This window comes from Atlanticothrix silvestris CENA357, from assembly GCF_016056295.1.
In the GTDB taxonomy this organism is placed as follows: domain Bacteria; phylum Cyanobacteriota; class Cyanobacteriia; order Cyanobacteriales; family Nostocaceae; genus Atlanticothrix; species Atlanticothrix silvestris.
On sequence record NZ_JAECZB010000092.1, the window covers coordinates 214,279 to 231,913 of the forward strand.

The window sequence follows — 17,635 nt, forward strand, 5'->3', positions numbered from 1 at the left end:
TGGTCAGATTAAGAGCGTGTGTCAAGTGTGGGGAGAAACAATATAAGTCAAAATCAGTTGCGAACAACTGTATGTTTGGCTAATATCCGGGGTAAAAAATGCCTAAACTTGCGGCAATAGCAAGTAAAAACTAAAGTAACAAGCCAACCTTGGGTTGAATTATCGATCCAAGGTTTATTTTTGGGGAAAAAGCAAAATTAAAAATCAAGATTTTTGCTTTGATCCATCTTAATTTTCAAGTTTTTAGCGAATTTTCAGGAAAAATTTTATGCCAGCATCAGACAAAGAAACATTACAGCCACCACAGCAACAAAAGCCACCAGGTGTGGAATCAGAAATGAATCCAAAGCCGAAAGCAGATGATGCCCAATATCGTGGTAGTGGCAAGTTGCAAGATAAAGTAGCATTAATTACGGGTGGAGATAGTGGTATTGGTCGGGCTGTGGCGATCGCTTATGCTAAAGAAGGTGCAAACGTAGCGATTGTATACCTTAACGAACATGACGATGCTAAAGAAACAAAAAATTTAGTAGAAAAACAAGGTCGTCGGGCGTTAGCTATAGCAGGTGACATTACCGAAGAAGCTTTTTGTCAACAAGCTGTACAACAAACTGTAGATGAATTTGGTAAACTAGATATTCTGATTAATAATGCTGCCGAACAGCATCCTCAAAAAAGTATTGAAGATATTAGTAAAGAACAATTAGAACGCACGTTCAGTACTAATATTTTCTCTATGTTTTTTATGACTAAAGCGGCATTGAAACACTTGCAAGAAGGCAGTGCCATCGTAAATACCACATCAGTTACAGCTTATAAAGGTAATCAACAATTACTTGATTATTCTGCTACAAAAGGTGCGATCGTAGCTTTTACTCGCTCCTTGTCACAAAATTTGGTAAGCAAGGGGATTCGGGTAAATGCTGTAGCGCCAGGGCCAATTTGGACACCTTTAATTCCTTCAACTTTTCCTGAAGAAAAAGTGGAAACTTTCGGTCAACAAGTACCGATGAAACGAGCCGGACAACCAGAAGAAGTTGCGCCTAGTTATGTATTTTTAGCTTCTGATGATGCTTCTTATATGTCTGGTCAAGTTTTACATCCCAATGGTGGAGAAGTGGTCAACGGCTGATTAAAAGTTAATAGTTAGGAATGTAGGAGTTGGAAATTAGAAGTGAGGAATTTTTACTTTTAATTTCTCACTCTATCTTTTTATTCATCCATGAGAGGGATGCGTCAATACCGAACAATTGATAGTCTAGCTAGCGACGAACATCTAACAAATAATTACTAATTATGGCATCTGCAAAACCATTGCATGGCACAGAACTAGTGGATTGTGCTAGAGCAAATGCCAAGCAGGGAATTGAAACTGCTGCTTATCAATGTGGCTATGGTGATGATCTTAATAAGTTTGCACAAGAATTACGGCAAGCTTGTGAGGAGATGAATTTACAAGTTAAAGAACTTAGTGAATTGATTACTTACCAAGATATGTTATTAGAATTGGGGACTGGTGAAATAGTTGCTCCCGATACTGCTTCGGAATTGTAAAAATGAGAAGTGAGGAGTGAGGAATTTTAAATTAAAAAATATTGAACTCACAACTCACCACTCACAACTTATAACTCATAACTTTAAAATTACCCGCGCCAAGTTGAAGTAAATTAAAACGCCAAGTACGTCAACTGCTGTAGTAATGAATGGTGCTGACATTAAAGCTGGGTCTAAACGTAGGAAGCGAAACAAAAACGGTAGTGCTGAACCAGATATAGAAGCTAAAACAGAAATAGCAACCAAACTAACACCTACAGCGATCGCCACTTCTATTCGCCCTTGCAAGAAGAAAGCCCAGACAGTGGCAATTGTGCCTAACATTACTCCTAACAAAGCACCAGCGATCGCTTCGCGCCCCACCACCTGCAATGCACCAAGCGATCGAATTTCATCGGTGTTCATCCCGCGAATTACCACGGTAGAAGACTGAGCGCCCACATTACCGCCTGTACCTGTCAGCAAAGGAATAAATGCTGTCAGTGTTACCACTTTGGCTAAGATATCCTCTTGTGACTTAATAATTGTTCCAGTAATTGTATTAGTAATCAGTAAAACAAATAACCAAACAACGCGCTTGCGGGCAACTTCTAATAAATTCATCTGAAAATAGTTATCGCCATCAGATTGCACACCACCACCGAGAGCGTAAATATCTTCAGTAGTTTCTTGTTGCAAAATATCAATCACATCATCAACGGTGACAATACCCACTAGACGGTGTTCTCGATCTACAACAGGTACAGCCAAAAAGTCATATCTTTGGATTAATCTAGCAACTTCTTCTTGATCTGTATCTGTATGCACAAACACTACATCGCGGGTCATAATATCACCAATCGGTTCATCTGGCTGAGATGTCACCAAATCTCGTAGTGATAACATCCCAGTCAAGTGTCTAGCACTATCAGTGACGTAAAGGTAATAAATCATCTCGCTAGCATTAGCTAGGGTGCGAATCCGTTCTAAAGCAACACCAACTGTAAAGTTTTCCTTTAAAGAGATTACCTCTGGTGTCATGATTCGCCCAGCAGTATCAGCTTCATAGCCCAAAAGCTGGGCTGTAGCTTCGCGCTCTCCTGGACTCAGCTGCTCTAACAAACGATTGACAACTTTTGCCGGTAATTCGTCAAATAACCTAGCTCGGTCATCTGGAGACATTTTATCTACAATGTCTCGAACATCTTGACTTCTGAGTTCTTCAATTAAATGTTCTTGAACGCTGTAATCAAGATATTCATAAACCTCAATGGCCTCAGCTTTAGAAAGCAAGCGAAACGCCAAAGCGTGCATTGCTTCTGGTAATCCTTCTATGGCCTCGGCAATATCCGCAGGCTGCACAGGTACAAGAATAGCTTTTGCTCCCTGCAAGTCACCCACCTCAAGCAGCATTTGCAGCTGAGTCCGCACCAAATCCCGCAATTCTCTACGGGTGACATTCTGGAGGATAGAGTTTAAATTGTTTGTCTCAGTCAAAGTCCACTTTCCTTAGCCAGTTTGAACAAGTTTGCTGCCATTAGTCTAGGGGAAAGTGGGAATGTGAAACATCAAACTTGTAATTTTCCTGACTTTTTCTTAGTAATTCTAGTCTTCGCCTTTTTTTGTCTCTTCTTCAACCCGTCAAGATCACGTGATGTTACTCAGAACGATTTGGGTAGACAATCTCTGCTTAATCGTCACCCGACTCTGTAAACAAAGACTCTAAATCTCTATAACCGCTAACTACACGTAAAACTTCGATTCCGCTATCTGCAACTCGGTAAAGAATGATATAACCATCCAAGGGTACACCCCGCAAATAATCTTTAATATCTGTATAACTACGCCCCATATTAGGGAAATTAGCAAGATATCTACATTTTTTATTAAATTCATCAACAAAACGCTCTCCAGCGTCAATATTATGAGTAGTAAAATAATCAATAATTGCTTCTAAATCCTGATTTGCTTCTGGGGAGATAATATGTTGTTTCACAATTGATTTTCTTTGGCTTGACGCAGTTTCTCCCGCAGTCGCTCAACTACAACTTCTCCATCAATACCTTCGCCTCTATCTAGTGACTGGGCAGCGACTTCCACTTGATGACGGGTTTCTTCAACCCAATTTTGATAACCTTTTTCCCACTTGTCTAACAGTTTCAATGCTTTACTAATAACTTCTTCTGGATTTTCATATTTACCTTTGGCAATTTGTGTTTGAATAAATTGCTCATCTTCGGGCTGGAGTTGAATGTTCATAATTTTGATCGATTGTGGATTTGCTATTTTACCTTTTCATTAAGAAAGCTTTGTTAAAAATCCTAACAACTTTTTGGTTCGTGGTGTCAGTAGTGTACGACGATAAGCATCTGCCGCCTTTTTAATTGCTTCAGCTTGAGTTGGATAAGGATGAATTACACTGCTTAATTTACTCAAACCGATTTTATTGACAATTGCTGTAGTCACTTCTGAAATCATCTCACCTGCATGACTAGCGACTATAGTTGCACCGATAATTTCATCAGATCCCTTTTTATGGTGAATTTTGACAAATCCTGACTCTTCACCATCAGCGATCGCTCGATCTACACTACTAAAAGGAATTTTAATTGTGGTTACATCAATGCCCATTTTCTGGGCTTGGTGTTCGTACATTCCGACATGGGCAATTTCTGGGTCAGTATATGTTACCCAAGGCATCACTAAACTACTTAATTGAGAGCGTCCCAAACCAAAAGGAGAAAACAGTGTATTCTTAATCACAATTCGCGCCGCTGCATCGGCTGCATGAGTAAACTTCCAATTCATGCAGATATCACCAGCAGCATAAATTTTGGGATTCGTGGTTTGCAGGTAATCGTTCACCTTCACACCTTGGCGCTGGTCGTACTCTACTCCTACTGCTTCTAAATTTAGCCCTTGCACATTTGGCGCACGTCCCGCACCCACTAAAATCTCATCTACGGTGACAGAATCTCGATGACCATTCACGCAAAAGTAAAGTCGCTTACCCTCGGTGACAGTTGCTACCTCTTCCAGGCGGCAATTTAGTACCAAGCGTATTCCTTCACGAACCAAGACATTTTGGACAATTTCAGCAGCATCAGCATCTTCTTTATTCAGGAGATGAGAACCGTTATGGAAAAGTACCACCTCACAACCCAACCGCCGGAAAGCTTGAGCCAATTCGCAACCAATAGGGCCGCCACCAATTACCGCGAGTCGTTCCGGTCGTTGGATGAGGGAAAATACTGTTTCGTTGGTCAGATATCCGGCCTCTTCGATTCCTGGAATTGAAAGCCGGGCGGCTCTGGCTCCCGTAGCAACTACTGCTTTTTTAAACTTGAGGATTTTGCCGTCAACTTCTACAGTATTTTGACTAGCAAACCGACCGCTACCTAAAAATACATCTACTCCCAGGGATTGAAAGCGTTCAGCGGAGTCATGATGGCTAATACCAGCTCTGACTCGCCGCATCCGCGCCATTACTGCGGGAAAATCAACATCAATTTGTTGGGTAATATTAATTCCCAAATTTTTGGCATCCTCGATTTCACCAACAACACGAGCAGAGCGAATGATAGTTTTAGATGGTACACAACCAACATTTAAGCAATCCCCACCCATGAGATGCTTTTCAATCAAAGCTATTTTTAAGCCTAAGTCCAGTCCCGCTGCACCCGCAGCTACTACTAATCCTGCCGTCCCAGCACCAATTACCACCAAGTCGTAACAATCAGCAGGTTGGGGATTCACCCAATTGGGCGGATGAACATAAGAAACCAGTTTTTGATTATATTCATCTACTGGGCGCACTATGACTCGCTCTGATTCTAAATTGGACATCCGACTATACCTCTTGGGAGAATTGAAATTACCACAGTTAGCTGATTAGGTACTTAGTTTTTAATTACTTCATCTTCCAAAGCTTTCCGAGCAATACGGGTTACATAAACTGTAACTGCGATCGTTGCAATTAAACCTACAATCCGAATTGTCCATTGCACAGTGGGGTTACTTGGTTGAGCTTCAGTACCAATCATGGCCAGATTACCAGCCAGTGAACCAATATAGACGTACATTATAGTTCCAGGAATCATTCCTACAGAGCCGATAAAGTAGTCTTTGAGTGAAACTCCCGTGATGCCAAAGGCGTAATTTAATAAATTGAAAGGAAATATTGGGGAAAGTCGCGTTAATAAAACAATTTTTAATCCTTCCTTACCAACTGCTTGGTCAATCGCAGCAAATTTTGTATTACTTGCAATTTTATTAGCAACCCAACCCCTAGCTAAATAACGTCCTACAAGAAAAGCAGCAGTAGCTCCTAGAGTTGCACCAATAAAGACGTAAACAGAACCCAAAACTACACCAAAAACAACACCAGCACCCAAAGTCAGAATTGAGCCTGGTAAAAAAGCGACGGTAGCAATAATGTAAAGACCAATAAAGGCTAAAGCTCCAGCCGTACCCAGGCTATCAATTCGCTGCAAAGCGTTCCGTAAAAGCATTTGGGGATTAAAAGCACTGGTGTTTACAGATTCTTGTGCCCATGCAGGATCTGTGTACAGCAACAAAGGTATACTCAATATTAGTAATATTAATACACCCGGTTTCAAAAAACTCCACAAATTTGTGGTGTTAAATTGATATATAGCGAGTTGCTTTTTCATGACTTGCAAGGATGATATCAATTAGAAAATTTAATTGTTCGCATCCTAACATCTCTTTGAAGTTGCTGATAGATGGGGAATTCGAGCCAGCGATCGCCTATTCTAACTGAATGGAGCAAAATAGCAGCAAATATTAGTTACTAGGTGATTTTATAGCCTATGAATAACTATATTAAGATGTAATACTAAGTTGCCCTCTTGAATGAATCCAATTTGAATAGATAAATTGCTTCATCAGTAATATTTGACAGGCGATTCTTTCAGTTTGTCGAAAACCTAAAAGATCTTGGACAATTTTATATACTGGTCTTTTACTATTGGCTTTAAAATCTGGAAACAAAGCTAAAGTCTCTTCTAAAAAGCTGACATATTGTGAATAGTCAATAGATAAAGACTCCCTTGCAAGTTCAAAATATGATTTAGCTAAAGCATGGCGATACTGCATTGAAAGTTGATTATTTTGCAGTAGTTGCCTTTCTACCTTCTCTAATACTAAATAATGACTTTTTAACCAACGGCTTTTAGATGATGTTGAAACTGTTACAGAACCATATCTTCTATAGATTGCATAACAGCCAGATTGGTATACAACCTTGTTATTGTTCATTACTACTGACAAAAGAAAATCCCTATCTTGTGCCGCAGATAAGGTTTCATCCCATCCATTACTATTTTCTACTGCGGTTCTTTTATAAAGTAAAGCAGCAAGCGCAACCCACCAATTTGCTAGTAGAGAAGCTAATATATCTGATTGCATCTCAGAAATTTCTATCTTATCCAAGAAACTTGAACCGTCAGGTAAATGACGCTGATGTCTCCAGTCACCATAAACAACATCTGCACCTGTTGCTTCTAAAAAATGGACTTGTCGCTCTATTTTTTCTGGTAAGATATAATCATCTGCATCCAAATACTGGATATACTCTCCTTTTGATAAATCTAAGCCTCTATTTCTGGCAAAATTTCCTCCTTTATGAAGTAAGCTTTGCCAGATAACTTGATTGCCGTAACTCTTGATAATTTCTAAAGAATTGTCTGTAGAACCATCATCAATTACAATTATTTCGATATTGGAATAAGTCTGTTTCAAGCAACTATCAATTGCTTGTGCTAACCATTTTTCTGCATTAAAACAGGGTATAATTATTGAAACTAGCTTAAGCATATATTCAGGAATCCTAAATAGGATATAAACAAGAGCTGTACATTAACGCCTGTATGAAAGTTAGATTTACTGGCAAATTATAAACTTAATTTGTACAGCAACTAAAATTGACAAACAAAGCGCTTATATCTTGTATGCACCTGATAACTTTTTCAATCCTGACCGATAAAACCTAGAAGTGATGCGGGGAAATATACGCAATGGATCTATTTGCATTGCCCAGCATAAATTGAAGAAAGCTGCACGTTTTTGACCAATTTCGTAAGAGATGGAAGCGTGGTCGTAGACGAACTGCGCGAACATTTTTGGATGCGCTTTGAAAAGTGACTCATGCTTACGCACAAGGTGTAAAAAGCTCTCTTGACGAAGTATTGGATTGCGTGAAACTCTTTCTCCATCGTGACTGTAGAGTTGGTAAGTAACAATGGGTAGACCGATAATCGAACAGACCAGGTTGAGTCTTAAAAAGAGTTCGGAGTGGACGCGAGAGCGAAATGAGTTATCCCACCCACCAATTTTGTTAAGCACTTCACGTTCTACGACCAGGGTTTGTTTAGTGCTGTAAGATTTGCCTGGTTCCAGTTCTTCTAAAGAAAAGTGAGCGCCACGCAGACGCTCCGGTGGAGGTATACGCGTATCCAGGACTTGACCTTGGGAGTTGACTTTTTCCAAACCTGATATTACTGCCACTGGTGCTGGTAGCGTTGTCTGAGATAGCGCCTCTAGCGACACTGCCGCCATCTGGGGAAGAAGTCGGTCGTCATCATCAAGGAATGTCACCCATCGACCGAGGGCTGCTTCAAGTCCGACATTACGAGTTCCTGCACCACCATGAGACTCTAATAGACGAATCGTCCTTAGTCGGGGATGACTTGGTAAATCTATCGGCTCTATTGAAGCGTCGTCAACAACTATGACTTCCAAATCATCCATAGTTTGGTCGAGGGCACTTTTGACAGCGTAAGTTACTAGATGAGGTCGGTTGTGGGTGGGAATAATAATGCTGAGTAGAGGTTTGCTCATCTTCAAAACCTTTGTTTATCGAGGTTATAAAGTACCAAATAATCAGTTACTAATAACTTTCCATATACGTGGCTGATAGAATAAACACCTACTTACAGTCTTATTTGTTTTGACAGTAAATCTAAAAGATTCAATGATATCAAACGACTGTACACCCCTACGGACGTAAATTCTGGCGCTATATACACCAGGTATTAAAGAACAGTACGGCATATACATTTGAATTTCGGATTTACCGGGTAATACTGTTAGTTCTTCATTATCACTAGCAGTAGTTAGATACAAAACTCGATCATTTTCCCCTGATAAAGCTGTTATTAAAACACCTAAATTAGCTTGATCAATTTTTTTATAAGCTTTGCATTCGACGCATAAAGAAGCAGGTTCGCCTGAAAGTAGTGCTTCTAGGGAATTTCCTTGCTCATCTCTAAAAAATACAGAAGTAATGTCTAAACCCATACTTTCGGCTTCAGACTTTTCGGGCAAGACCATTTTTCCTAAAGCGCTTTCTGTGCCACTTAGACAAAGGTCTTCTTCATATTTCCGAATTACTGATTCGGTTTCACCATAAGTAATTAATTGACCTTTTGATAAATAAATTGAGGATTTACATACATTGAGGATGCTATGAGCATTATGAGAAACCAATACAAAAGCCGTGCCATTCTCTCGAAGTTGAGCCAACTTCTTATGACACTTCATTTTGAATTTTATATCGCCTACAGCCAATACTTCATCAATTAGTAAAACATCTGGTTCTATATACACTGCACAAGCAAATCCCAGTCTAGCTGCCATCCCAGAGCTATAAGTTTGTACTGGTGCATCAATCGCATCTCCAATTCCAGAAAAATCTATTACATCTTGAAATCTTTTTTTTATCTCCTTGGTGGGTAGACCCAAAATTGACATATTTGCGTATATATTTTCTCGCCCTGTCAAGATGGGATTAAACCCTGCTCCTAGGGCAATTAATGGAGCTAGCTTACCCTTAACTTTTACAGAGCCAGTGTCAGGTTTAATTAAGCCACTAATGATACGTAGTAAGGTACTTTTACCAGCACCGTTTGACCCTACTAACCCTATAGCTTCTCCACGCCGCAATTGGAAACTAACATCTTTAAGTGCCCAAAACTCCTTTGGACGCAAAGTATCACTTTTTCTATTACTTCCTACTAACTCTGTGGCAATGTCTTGGACACCATAGAATAAAGAACTCTTTAGGTCTCTACAAAATTTTTTAGAAACGTTATCGACTGAAACAAGCACTTCAGTATCTTTAGGCTGAACAGAAATTTTTTGATCTATCAATTTAGTCATCATTAAGAACTAACTCTCTCAACCACAAAAGGCATAGCAAGACGAAATGCAATCCAGGTTAATAATAACCCTACTAAAGTAATAACACTTACTATCCAGAAACTATTAGGCTCTGATACCACTCCTGTTGTAGCTAAATCTCGTACTGTTACTAGTAGAGGAGTAACAGGATTCATTTGTACTAAAAAGCCAAAGATTCCATTTCTGGGAACTGGATAAACCACAGGAGTCAAGAATAACCAAAAACCTGTAATCAGAGTTAATCCTTTAGATATATCTTGATACAATACCCCCAGCGGAGCTAATAAAACACCAAGAAAAGTTCCTAACAAAACTAAATTAATTAACGGTACTGGAGTTAAAATCACTGTCCAAGTGATGGGAATACGAAACCAGATAAACAATGCCACTATTAAAATTAGCTTGACAGCGAAGTTAAAAAACACTTCGCCCACTTTTGCTAAAATTAGTGCCTCTCGTGGGAAGTTAACTCTGGCTAACATGGGTTTTGCCACTGTTACGGCTTGCACTGGGCCATTTAAAGCTTCTACAAATGTTTGCCACAATGCTGTGCTGAACATGACATAAGCCGGATAAGGCAAATCTGTTGCACCAACGTTAATCACCTTGGCTTCATTGGCAAGGGTAAAACCAGCAGCCATAATCATGGGTGGTAAAAAAGCCCAGGCTATTCCTAAAAAAGATTGGCGATACTGGGCGCTGATATCCCTTACCATCAGTCGCCAAGCAAGTTCGCGAGAAGCTAGCAAGTCTCGCCACATTTGCCGGAACAATTGCTTAGGATGCCTAAGCATACTTTCAGGTGTATAAACTACCTCAGGCGGCATTTTAAATCCTCGTTTTGCTTTAAAAGAAATTGTTCATCTTTTTTAACCAAGCTTACGATCATTTCCGTTGCAGCTTATTTACAACTTTTTTGTAAAAAGACAATGGATTTTTGAAAAACTTGATTGCGATCGCCTTAATTGCAACCAGAGTACCAAAATAATGATTAGGCGGGTTGTAGGGATACTTACCCAACTCTGGGACGGCTCTAGAAATCAGATCAACTTGATGGAGGGAATCAACACGACAAGACTCTTCTAGACCAAACATCAGTGCATAATTACGAGCAGCATTGATGATAGGAATTCTCTCGGTTTTAGTAAGGTCATACAACTGTTCTTTGGAACTTTGCCAGCCTGCTAAACGTTGCTCAATAAAAAACTGATCCCGCCAATCCAAGTTTTCCTGGGGATTTTTTTTAACCCATTCCAGCCAATCACCCATCCTTACCATCATTATTGAATTCAATGGCTCTCTCAGTAGTTGGGCAATTTGTTGAGCGCAAATTCCTAAATCATCTAGAGTATCAGGTAATTCATTACGCCAAAATGCTTTACCAACTTCAAAGCACCAACCGCCAACAGAAATTCCTTCCAGGGAATCCCGTACACTTTGCATAAAGGGTTCAGCATCACCTATAGATACATGACCTCCTGTATGTTCGGCTACGAGACGCTTGCGGTCGTCGGAATTACTCTTATGTCCTTGCAAAAAGATGTGGTTATACCCCAGTTCTTGTGCCAGTTTGGGTGGTAGCAAACGATCAGCAATCGGCATTCTAGCACTAAGACGGGTAAAGGGTATGATATCGATGCCAGCACAGTGGGCTAAAGCAAACACGAGTCGCGAGTCTATACCCGCTGATAATCCTACCCACAATTTGCCTTTCCCTATGGGGAGACGCTTCAGTGCTGTAACCAAACTGTTATTGAGAAGCTCTACAGTTTTGTCATAGCCAAGGGAAGGATCAATAGGCGGTATTATCGCTCGCGATCGGATACTGCCTTCTTTGAGTTCAATAACTTGGCTTGGTAAAAGACGATAGACTCCCACAAATCTGGAATAAGGTGGTGGAAACCACGATATCCCAACAGTATAGCGTAATACCTCAGGAAACACTACAGGCGAAGCATTGGGCGAAAGTATTTGAGCAAGTAAAACTGAACTGCTTGATACCCAGGTTTGTTTCTCAGATGTTATGCCGTAAAAGCAACCTAGAAGCCCAGTAGCGTCCATGTGTATCTCACTACAACCAACTAACACCCAGCGGCCTGCCCAGCTAGCATAAAGATTTGGTACGTCAGCGCTTGCCGTACGTGCAATTTCTATCATGGGGTCTGCTTGAGATTCAAGGGTCTCTACAGCGAGTCCCAAAAGCATCCACTGGATGCCATCAGCGTCACTCGTCCAAGCAGCGCGGAGATCAGCACAGTAGGAAACCCACGTTGACGCATCAAGTTGATGAGACTGCCAATCATCATAGGCGCGAAAGGGTTTTGACCCAACGACGAACTGTCGACGATGAGGCCGTATCCTAAATTTAGAGTCTTGAGCAGGCTGAAATTTTTCATCCTTTGCCCAACTTTCACTGTTGATCACGCTCATGAAAAATTTGTCTTCTTGGCTTATTCAAGGAGTTGTTGTTTATGGAAGTAAATTTTACCTTTGCTACAACTTTTAATAAAAGTCGTAGCAAAGGTAAACTATTATTTTTCGTGGGTTAGCATATCATCAACTACGTGATGATGCTGTAATTGCAGATTTCGCTAGCTGTGGTGAATCTTGGTTTTGGATGCTTGGTAAGTATTTTTGAGCATAGCGAGCAGTTACAAAACGGTTTACCACCTTATCTATGAAAATTAAAACTTTTCCAGTTACCCGCGAGCCAAACTTGCCCATAGGCAGTTTACGGGTAAGAGGAGTGACAATTGTCAGTTGTCGCCGCCATCCCAAACGTTTGTACTTATTTTTGAAGTACTCATCTTCTGTGAGGTTCCACTTTTCACGCAACCGCTTGAGGCTTGCTAGTTCCCAGGCATCGCTCCAACGCAACATGTAATAATGCATGTCTGTCAACTCAAGTTGCTTTCCTGGCACATAAGTCATCAAGGATTCGGGTTCAAGGTAGACAGTACCACCAACTTCAGCCACTCGAATGCATAAATCGACGTGTTCTTTTGTGTTCAGCAGTCCTTCATCTAATAGACCAATTTGCTGAAATATTTCTGTACGTACTATCATGCAGTGAAATTCAGCTAGCCCAGTTTTTTGCCGTTGCAGTTGAGGACGTACATCTGCTACTTTCCGACCCTGTTTATAAATTTTTTCGATTATCCGCCGTCTTGTGGTTTCGCCTTTAGTTTCCAATAAAACCCCAGATTCTCCACCTGCACAATGCACTTCTTCATGTAGCGGTGTACCCTGACAAACGAGGGGGCTAACTATAGTTGCTCCTGTTTCTTCCGCGCACTCTACTAAAGGCTTGAGCCAGTTAGGAGTCACTACCACGTCGTTATCAATAAAAACAACATATTTGCTTTTAACCTGACCCAGACCAATGTTTCTAGCGCGGTTTGGAGAAAGGTAGTAATCAGTACGAATCAGTTGAAATTGCTTTTGCTCTGCTTGCTCTATTAAATAATCCCTGATGTGACGTGGAGAGCCTCCATCCATGTATATTAATTTAAAAGGATACTTGGTATGCTCATAAATACTTTCTAAGGATTCACGAGTGTAACTGAAGCGCTCCCGTGGGGAGACGATAATTGTTACTTCTGGGGCTGCGATCGCTGATGAGTTCATATCTCAATCAATCTCCTTGTTATAATTTCTGTGGATGCAATTGTGCGTGAATAGACTAAAGAATGAAGACTGAAATTTTATATTTTTCACTTCTTAATCGATACCTAAAAGTTAACATTACATTTTCATTTACATACTCCAAATTGATTTGTAAGGTTTATTTTATAATGTCATACTTTCTATTGGAGCTATTGTTGCTTCTTGCTGATATAAATCATTCATCATGACTCGGCGATAAATTTGCACTAATTCATCGTTTAGCTTGTTAATATCATAGTTGGATTCTACATAAGCTCGACCTGCTTGACCCATTAATGGCCAAATTTCTGGATGTTCTATGAGATAAACTAATTTTTCAGCTATAGCATCGCTATCTCGCTCCGGAACTAAAAAACCAGATATGCCATCCTTAACAAGTTCAGGGATACCACCATGAATAGTAGCTATAACTGGTAAACCCATAACCATTGCTTCTTTTAAAGTATTAACTGGGGCATCTTGGTTTCCGCTTATAGCCGTGACGCTGGGTGCCATAAAAATATCTGATTTATCTAAAATTTCAATAATTTCCGGCTGGTTTTTCCAACCAAGCAGCTGCACTTTATCAGCAATATTAAGAGACTGAATTAGCTGTTGCAAACTTTCCTGTAGGTATCCATCACCAATGATGTTATATTCGATTTTTGGGTAAATCTTGGATACTTTAGCAACGGCACGAATGCCGTATTCTATGCCTTTTTTTTCGATGAGACGACCAGTTGTAGTAATACGGGTTTTACCATCTGGATGAGGATGTCTTACTTGGAATGGAAACCGGGCACTATCTATTCCCGAACCATGTACGACAATTTTTTTTGCATTACAGCCTAGTTTGATGGCCTTTTTCTGGAAATATTCACAATTCGCTAGAAAAAAATCTCCTTTAGAAAATAGGGAGTCATAAACATGTTCTCCATTCTGCTGAACAAACAAGCTGATATCGTAACCTCGAAATGTTGTAATTAACTTTCCTTTGATCGCGCCAATGTCGCGCAAAATCATTCCTTCCAAAGCAAATGTTCCAAACTGGCAATGGATAATATCGTATGTTTGAGCTTCTAATAGCCGCATCACTGAGTACAGCAAGCGTAAAGAAAATACTTGTTTACCGTACTTGAAAAAATTCAGAGATTGCAGAATAACCAAGGGGGATTTATGGAAATTTGTAATTATTAATACTATACCTTTGAGGATACGCCACAAATAGTTTTTAGAAATTTTTGGTGGATAATGAGTGTGAGCTAACAGCTGATACCTGTTTACATCTGGATGAACTTTAGAGGAATCATCTGGTGGATTGCCGTAAATATCAACTTCATGCCCACGGTCTATGAGTCCTGTTATTTGATTAATAATAAAAGTTTCTGATAAAACTGGAAAACATCCCACTATAAAAGCAATTTTCATGGTAACTTCCTAAAAATTTCAGTAGCTAATTCTACTTTTTTTAAAGCTTTTAAACGCTAGGTAACTTTTACCGAAACTGCTTTTAATTAAACATCTCTCTCTAGACACATTGAGCTTTTGTCAAATAACTAAACATTTCCATAATATAAAAAACAGTGCTAAAAATTATAAATTGAAAAAAAATACTGGCTTTTTATGATTTGAATAATGTCTTTAAAGGATGAATTGAAAAATGATTTTTAGCATGTTTACTCAAAAATAAGCTAACACAAAACCTACTTAAGTACATACTAGAAATTATGAATTTTTGATGAAGAGATGAAAATACTTTTTGAAAATTACAATATGAAACCTAGCCAGTTGAAATTCGGTCACTTAAATTGTAAATTGTGAGACCATATCATCTATAAAAAGGAAAAAGTTTGCGCGTCCGGTTGTCACAGCACACAAATTTTCAATAAGACTCTACGCAAGTACACTTTACTTTACACTTTGGACTTTTTTAGTAAAGATACGATTAAGAGGAGTAACTTTGTCGGAATTAATTTTTTATGTCTGGTTCTTTAACTGAAGAGATTCTCTCGCAACTACCAGGTGATGTTTTGGGGGGATTGCGTCAAGGCGATCGCATTTTAACATCACTGAGAGAAAATACAGCACCAGTACCAACAGTAATTCAAGCAAGTCAGCAGTTTATAGATTCTGTAAACTGGGATGTAGTTATTTGTGGTGGCACCTTAGGCATTTTAATTGGTTGTGCTTTAGCGGTGAAAGGATTGCGAGTAGCGTTGATGGAAAAAGGGATTCTGCGCGGGAGAGAGCAAGAGTGGAATATCTCACGCCAAGAGCTAAAGGTATTTTTAGAATTGAACTTGCTCACAGATGCGGAATTAGAACAAGCGATCGCTACCCAATATAACCCTGCACGAGTCAGTTTTCATAGTGGTACAGAAGTTTGGGTAGAAGATGTATTAAATATTGGTATAGATCCAGTTTATTTACTGGCTGCATTGAAGAGAAAATTTTTGGCTGCTGGGGGAAACTTATTAGAAAACATACCCTTCACTACAGCAGTAGTTCATCCAAATGGGGTGATAGTAAATAACCAATTTAAAACTAGGTTGTTAATTGATGCGATGGGAAATTTTTCTCCCATCACTCAGCAAGCACGCCAAGGCAAACAACCAGATGCCCTTTGTTTAGTTGTAGGAAGTTGTGCCCAAGGATTTCCGGAAAATAACTCAGGCGATTTGTTGTTATCCTTCACACCTTTGCAAAATCAATGCCAGTACTTCTGGGAAGCCTTCCCCGCTAGAGATGGCAGAACTACTTACTTGTTTACCTACATGGATGCACATCCGCAACGCTTGAGTTTAGAAGCTCTATTTGAGGAATATCTGCGTCTGTTGCCAGAATATCAGGGTGTGGAATTAAGCCAGTTGCAGTTTCAAAGGGCATTGTTTGGTTTTTTTCCTACTTATCGTCAAAGTCCACTCAAAACCCCTTGGAATCGCATTCTCCCAGCGGGAGATAGCAGTGGTAGTCAATCTCCCTTGAGTTTTGGTGGTTTTGGTGCAATGGTGCGTCATCTCAAGCGTTTAACCTTAGGTATTCACGAGGCATTAGAAACGAATCAATTATCTGCAAAGGCGTTGGCACTACTGCAACCTTACCAGCCAAGTTTGACTGTTACTTGGTTGTTTCAAAAAGCAATGAGTGTTGGTGTCAATCAAAAGATTGCCCCAGATCAAATTAACCAACTACTTTCGGCAGTGTTTCAAGAAATGCAACAACTAGGTACACCAGTACTTAAACCTTTTTTGCAAGATATAGTGCAGTTTTCGCCGCTGACACAAACACTTTTAAAAACTGGTTTGTCTCATCCGGGATTAGTTGCCAAGATAATTCCCCAAGTAGGTTTGGCAAGTTTGCTCGATTGGATGGTGCATTACTGTAATTTAAGTGTTTATACTGCCTTGTTTTGGCTAAGCCCAATGCTAGAAACATGGATTAAGAACCAACCAAGTGAACAACAATATTATTGGCATCGTTTGGTTGATGCCTGGAAGTTTGGTTCTGGTGGTGATTATACGATTCGAGGTTAACATGATTGAACGGAAATCTTCAGGTATTAAATACTTTACTGTGCTAATTGGCTTACTGCGCGATCGCCAAAAATTTCTCGAAGAAATTCGTCAAGGTGTAAGATTACCAAATAAGATTATTTCTTTGCTTGTTTGTAGTTCCATATTTATTGCCATCTATGGCGGAATTATTGGTGCATATCATAGCTGGATGCAAGCTTTATCTTCCGCCGTTAAACTACCAGCCCTGTATTTAATAACTCTACTTATTTGTCTACCCACATTGTACTTTGCTAACGTAATTTTCGGTTCTAGGCGTACTTTTAGTCAACATTTTGCTCTAGTGTTGACTGCGGTTTCAGCCACTAGTGTTCTATTGTTTAGCTTTGCGCCAATTACATTATTTTTTTTAATTACTACTAATAATTATCAATTTTTAATTCTGTTAAATGTATTTATCTTTGCCTTAACAGGATTTATTGGTGTTTCTGCTTTATATCAGGCAATGAACCTAGTTTTAGAGCAAGAAGATGAAGGTAGTAAAACCCGAAAGAAAATTTTACAATTTTGGTTATTTCTTTATGCCTTTGTCGGTAGCCAGCTAGGATGGACGCTCAGACCTTTTTTTGGCACACCTGATTCTGTGTTTCAATTATTTCGAGAAAGAGAAGGCAATTTTTATTTGAGTGTAATTCAAGCTATTAGCTATCTCTTGGGATTTCGTTCATAAATTTTTAGTGAAT

Annotated in this window: 16 protein-coding genes; 4 read left to right on the forward strand and 12 right to left on the reverse strand. The window is 39.6% G+C overall.

Annotated features, from left to right (window positions below; translation table 11 throughout):
* The first annotated feature begins 268 nt into the window (after window positions 1–268).
* Together I8751_RS23230 and I8751_RS23235 are read left to right on the forward strand one after the other, a co-directional pair.
* The gene (locus tag I8751_RS23230; RefSeq protein ID WP_214441450.1) at window positions 269–1,132 is read left to right on the forward strand and encodes an SDR family oxidoreductase; all 864 of its coding nucleotides are present in this window, start codon (window positions 269–271) and stop codon (window positions 1,130–1,132) included.
* Between the two features lie 164 nt (window positions 1,133–1,296).
* Window positions 1,297–1,554, forward strand: coding sequence for a hypothetical protein (locus I8751_RS23235; protein ID WP_214441451.1), 258 nt, complete (start codon window positions 1,297–1,299; stop codon window positions 1,552–1,554).
* Window positions 1,555–1,629: 75 nt separating this feature from the next.
* On the opposite strand, the gene mgtE is transcribed toward I8751_RS23235, so the two are convergent.
* The 12 genes from mgtE to I8751_RS23295 all read right to left on the reverse strand — a co-directional run bounded on the left by mgtE (window position 1,630) and on the right by I8751_RS23295 (window position 14,808).
* Window positions 1,630–3,030 (reverse strand): magnesium transporter, encoded by a 1,401-nt coding sequence (mgtE, locus tag I8751_RS23240; protein WP_214441452.1) that lies wholly within the window; start codon window positions 3,028–3,030, stop codon window positions 1,630–1,632.
* A gap of 193 nt (window positions 3,031–3,223) precedes the next feature.
* On the reverse strand, window positions 3,224–3,529 hold the full coding sequence (locus I8751_RS23245; protein ID WP_214441453.1) for a type II toxin-antitoxin system RelE/ParE family toxin: 306 nt from the start codon (window positions 3,527–3,529) through the stop codon (window positions 3,224–3,226).
* Window positions 3,526–3,792 carry a ribbon-helix-helix domain-containing protein gene (locus I8751_RS23250; RefSeq protein ID WP_214441454.1) on the reverse strand — a complete coding sequence of 89 codons (267 nt, stop codon included), beginning with the start codon at window positions 3,790–3,792 and terminating at the stop codon, window positions 3,526–3,528. Before I8751_RS23250 ends, I8751_RS23245 begins: the two co-directional genes overlap by 4 nt.
* Window positions 3,793–3,831: 39 nt before the next feature.
* Complete coding sequence (locus tag I8751_RS23255) at window positions 3,832–5,379, reverse strand: mercuric reductase (RefSeq protein WP_214441455.1); 1,548 nt, start codon at window positions 5,377–5,379, stop codon at window positions 3,832–3,834.
* Between the two features lie 53 nt (window positions 5,380–5,432).
* Complete coding sequence (locus I8751_RS23260) at window positions 5,433–6,206, reverse strand: TVP38/TMEM64 family protein (protein ID WP_214441456.1); 774 nt, start codon at window positions 6,204–6,206, stop codon at window positions 5,433–5,435.
* Window positions 6,207–6,378: 172 nt separating this feature from the next.
* The gene (locus I8751_RS23265) at window positions 6,379–7,371 is read right to left on the reverse strand and encodes a glycosyltransferase family 2 protein (RefSeq protein ID WP_214441457.1); all 993 of its coding nucleotides are present in this window, start codon (window positions 7,369–7,371) and stop codon (window positions 6,379–6,381) included.
* A 123-nt stretch (window positions 7,372–7,494) separates the two neighbouring features.
* Entirely contained in the window at window positions 7,495–8,394 is a 900-nt protein-coding gene (locus I8751_RS23270; protein WP_214441458.1) for a glycosyltransferase family 2 protein, read from the reverse strand.
* Between the two features lie 42 nt (window positions 8,395–8,436).
* Complete coding sequence (locus I8751_RS23275) at window positions 8,437–9,714, reverse strand: ABC transporter ATP-binding protein (RefSeq protein WP_214441494.1); 1,278 nt, start codon at window positions 9,712–9,714, stop codon at window positions 8,437–8,439.
* Between the two features lie 2 nt (window positions 9,715–9,716).
* Window positions 9,717–10,562, reverse strand: coding sequence for an ABC transporter permease (locus tag I8751_RS23280; RefSeq protein ID WP_214441459.1), 846 nt, complete (start codon window positions 10,560–10,562; stop codon window positions 9,717–9,719).
* Window positions 10,563–10,620: 58 nt separating this feature from the next.
* Window positions 10,621–12,165, reverse strand: coding sequence for a hypothetical protein (locus I8751_RS23285; protein ID WP_225894344.1), 1,545 nt, complete (start codon window positions 12,163–12,165; stop codon window positions 10,621–10,623).
* A gap of 126 nt (window positions 12,166–12,291) precedes the next feature.
* Entirely contained in the window at window positions 12,292–13,362 is a 1,071-nt protein-coding gene (locus I8751_RS23290) for a glycosyltransferase family 2 protein (protein WP_214441460.1), read from the reverse strand.
* Window positions 13,363–13,524: 162 nt separating this feature from the next.
* Window positions 13,525–14,808 (reverse strand): glycosyltransferase, encoded by a 1,284-nt coding sequence (locus I8751_RS23295; RefSeq protein WP_214441461.1) that lies wholly within the window; start codon window positions 14,806–14,808, stop codon window positions 13,525–13,527.
* A gap of 551 nt (window positions 14,809–15,359) precedes the next feature.
* Between I8751_RS23295 and I8751_RS23300 the strand changes: the two genes are divergently transcribed.
* Both I8751_RS23300 and I8751_RS23305 read left to right on the forward strand, forming a co-directional pair.
* Window positions 15,360–16,913 carry an NAD(P)/FAD-dependent oxidoreductase gene (locus I8751_RS23300; RefSeq protein WP_214441462.1) on the forward strand — a complete coding sequence of 518 codons (1,554 nt, stop codon included), beginning with the start codon at window positions 15,360–15,362 and terminating at the stop codon, window positions 16,911–16,913.
* A 1-nt stretch (window position 16,914) separates the two neighbouring features.
* Complete coding sequence (locus tag I8751_RS23305) at window positions 16,915–17,622, forward strand: actin-binding WH2 domain-containing protein (RefSeq protein ID WP_214441463.1); 708 nt, start codon at window positions 16,915–16,917, stop codon at window positions 17,620–17,622.
* The last annotated feature ends 13 nt before the right edge of the window (window positions 17,623–17,635 follow it).

What these genes read in the sequence shown, in the direction of transcription:
- I8751_RS23230 (WP_214441450.1), top strand. Translation starts at nt 269, where the DNA reads ATGCCAGCATCAGACAAAGAAACATTACAGCCACCACAGCAACAAAAG.
- I8751_RS23235 (WP_214441451.1), top strand. Translation starts at nt 1,297, where the DNA reads ATGGCATCTGCAAAACCATTGCATGGCACAGAACTAGTGGATTGTGCT.
- I8751_RS23250 (WP_214441454.1), bottom strand. Translation starts at nt 3,792, where the DNA reads ATGAACATTCAACTCCAGCCCGAAGATGAGCAATTTATTCAAACACAA.
- I8751_RS23255 (WP_214441455.1), bottom strand. Translation starts at nt 5,379, where the DNA reads ATGTCCAATTTAGAATCAGAGCGAGTCATAGTGCGCCCAGTAGATGAA.
- I8751_RS23260 (WP_214441456.1), bottom strand. Translation starts at nt 6,206, where the DNA reads ATGAAAAAGCAACTCGCTATATATCAATTTAACACCACAAATTTGTGG.
- I8751_RS23265 (WP_214441457.1), bottom strand. Translation starts at nt 7,371, where the DNA reads ATGCTTAAGCTAGTTTCAATAATTATACCCTGTTTTAATGCAGAAAAA.
- I8751_RS23270 (WP_214441458.1), bottom strand. Translation starts at nt 8,394, where the DNA reads ATGAGCAAACCTCTACTCAGCATTATTATTCCCACCCACAACCGACCT.
- I8751_RS23275 (WP_214441494.1), bottom strand. Translation starts at nt 9,714, where the DNA reads ATGACTAAATTGATAGATCAAAAAATTTCTGTTCAGCCTAAAGATACT.
- I8751_RS23280 (WP_214441459.1), bottom strand. Translation starts at nt 10,562, where the DNA reads ATGCCGCCTGAGGTAGTTTATACACCTGAAAGTATGCTTAGGCATCCT.
- I8751_RS23285 (WP_225894344.1), bottom strand. Translation starts at nt 12,165, where the DNA reads ATGAGCGTGATCAACAGTGAAAGTTGGGCAAAGGATGAAAAATTTCAG.
- I8751_RS23290 (WP_214441460.1), bottom strand. Translation starts at nt 13,362, where the DNA reads ATGAACTCATCAGCGATCGCAGCCCCAGAAGTAACAATTATCGTCTCC.
- I8751_RS23295 (WP_214441461.1), bottom strand. Translation starts at nt 14,808, where the DNA reads ATGAAAATTGCTTTTATAGTGGGATGTTTTCCAGTTTTATCAGAAACT.
- I8751_RS23300 (WP_214441462.1), top strand. Translation starts at nt 15,360, where the DNA reads ATGTCTGGTTCTTTAACTGAAGAGATTCTCTCGCAACTACCAGGTGAT.
- I8751_RS23305 (WP_214441463.1), top strand. Translation starts at nt 16,915, where the DNA reads ATGATTGAACGGAAATCTTCAGGTATTAAATACTTTACTGTGCTAATT.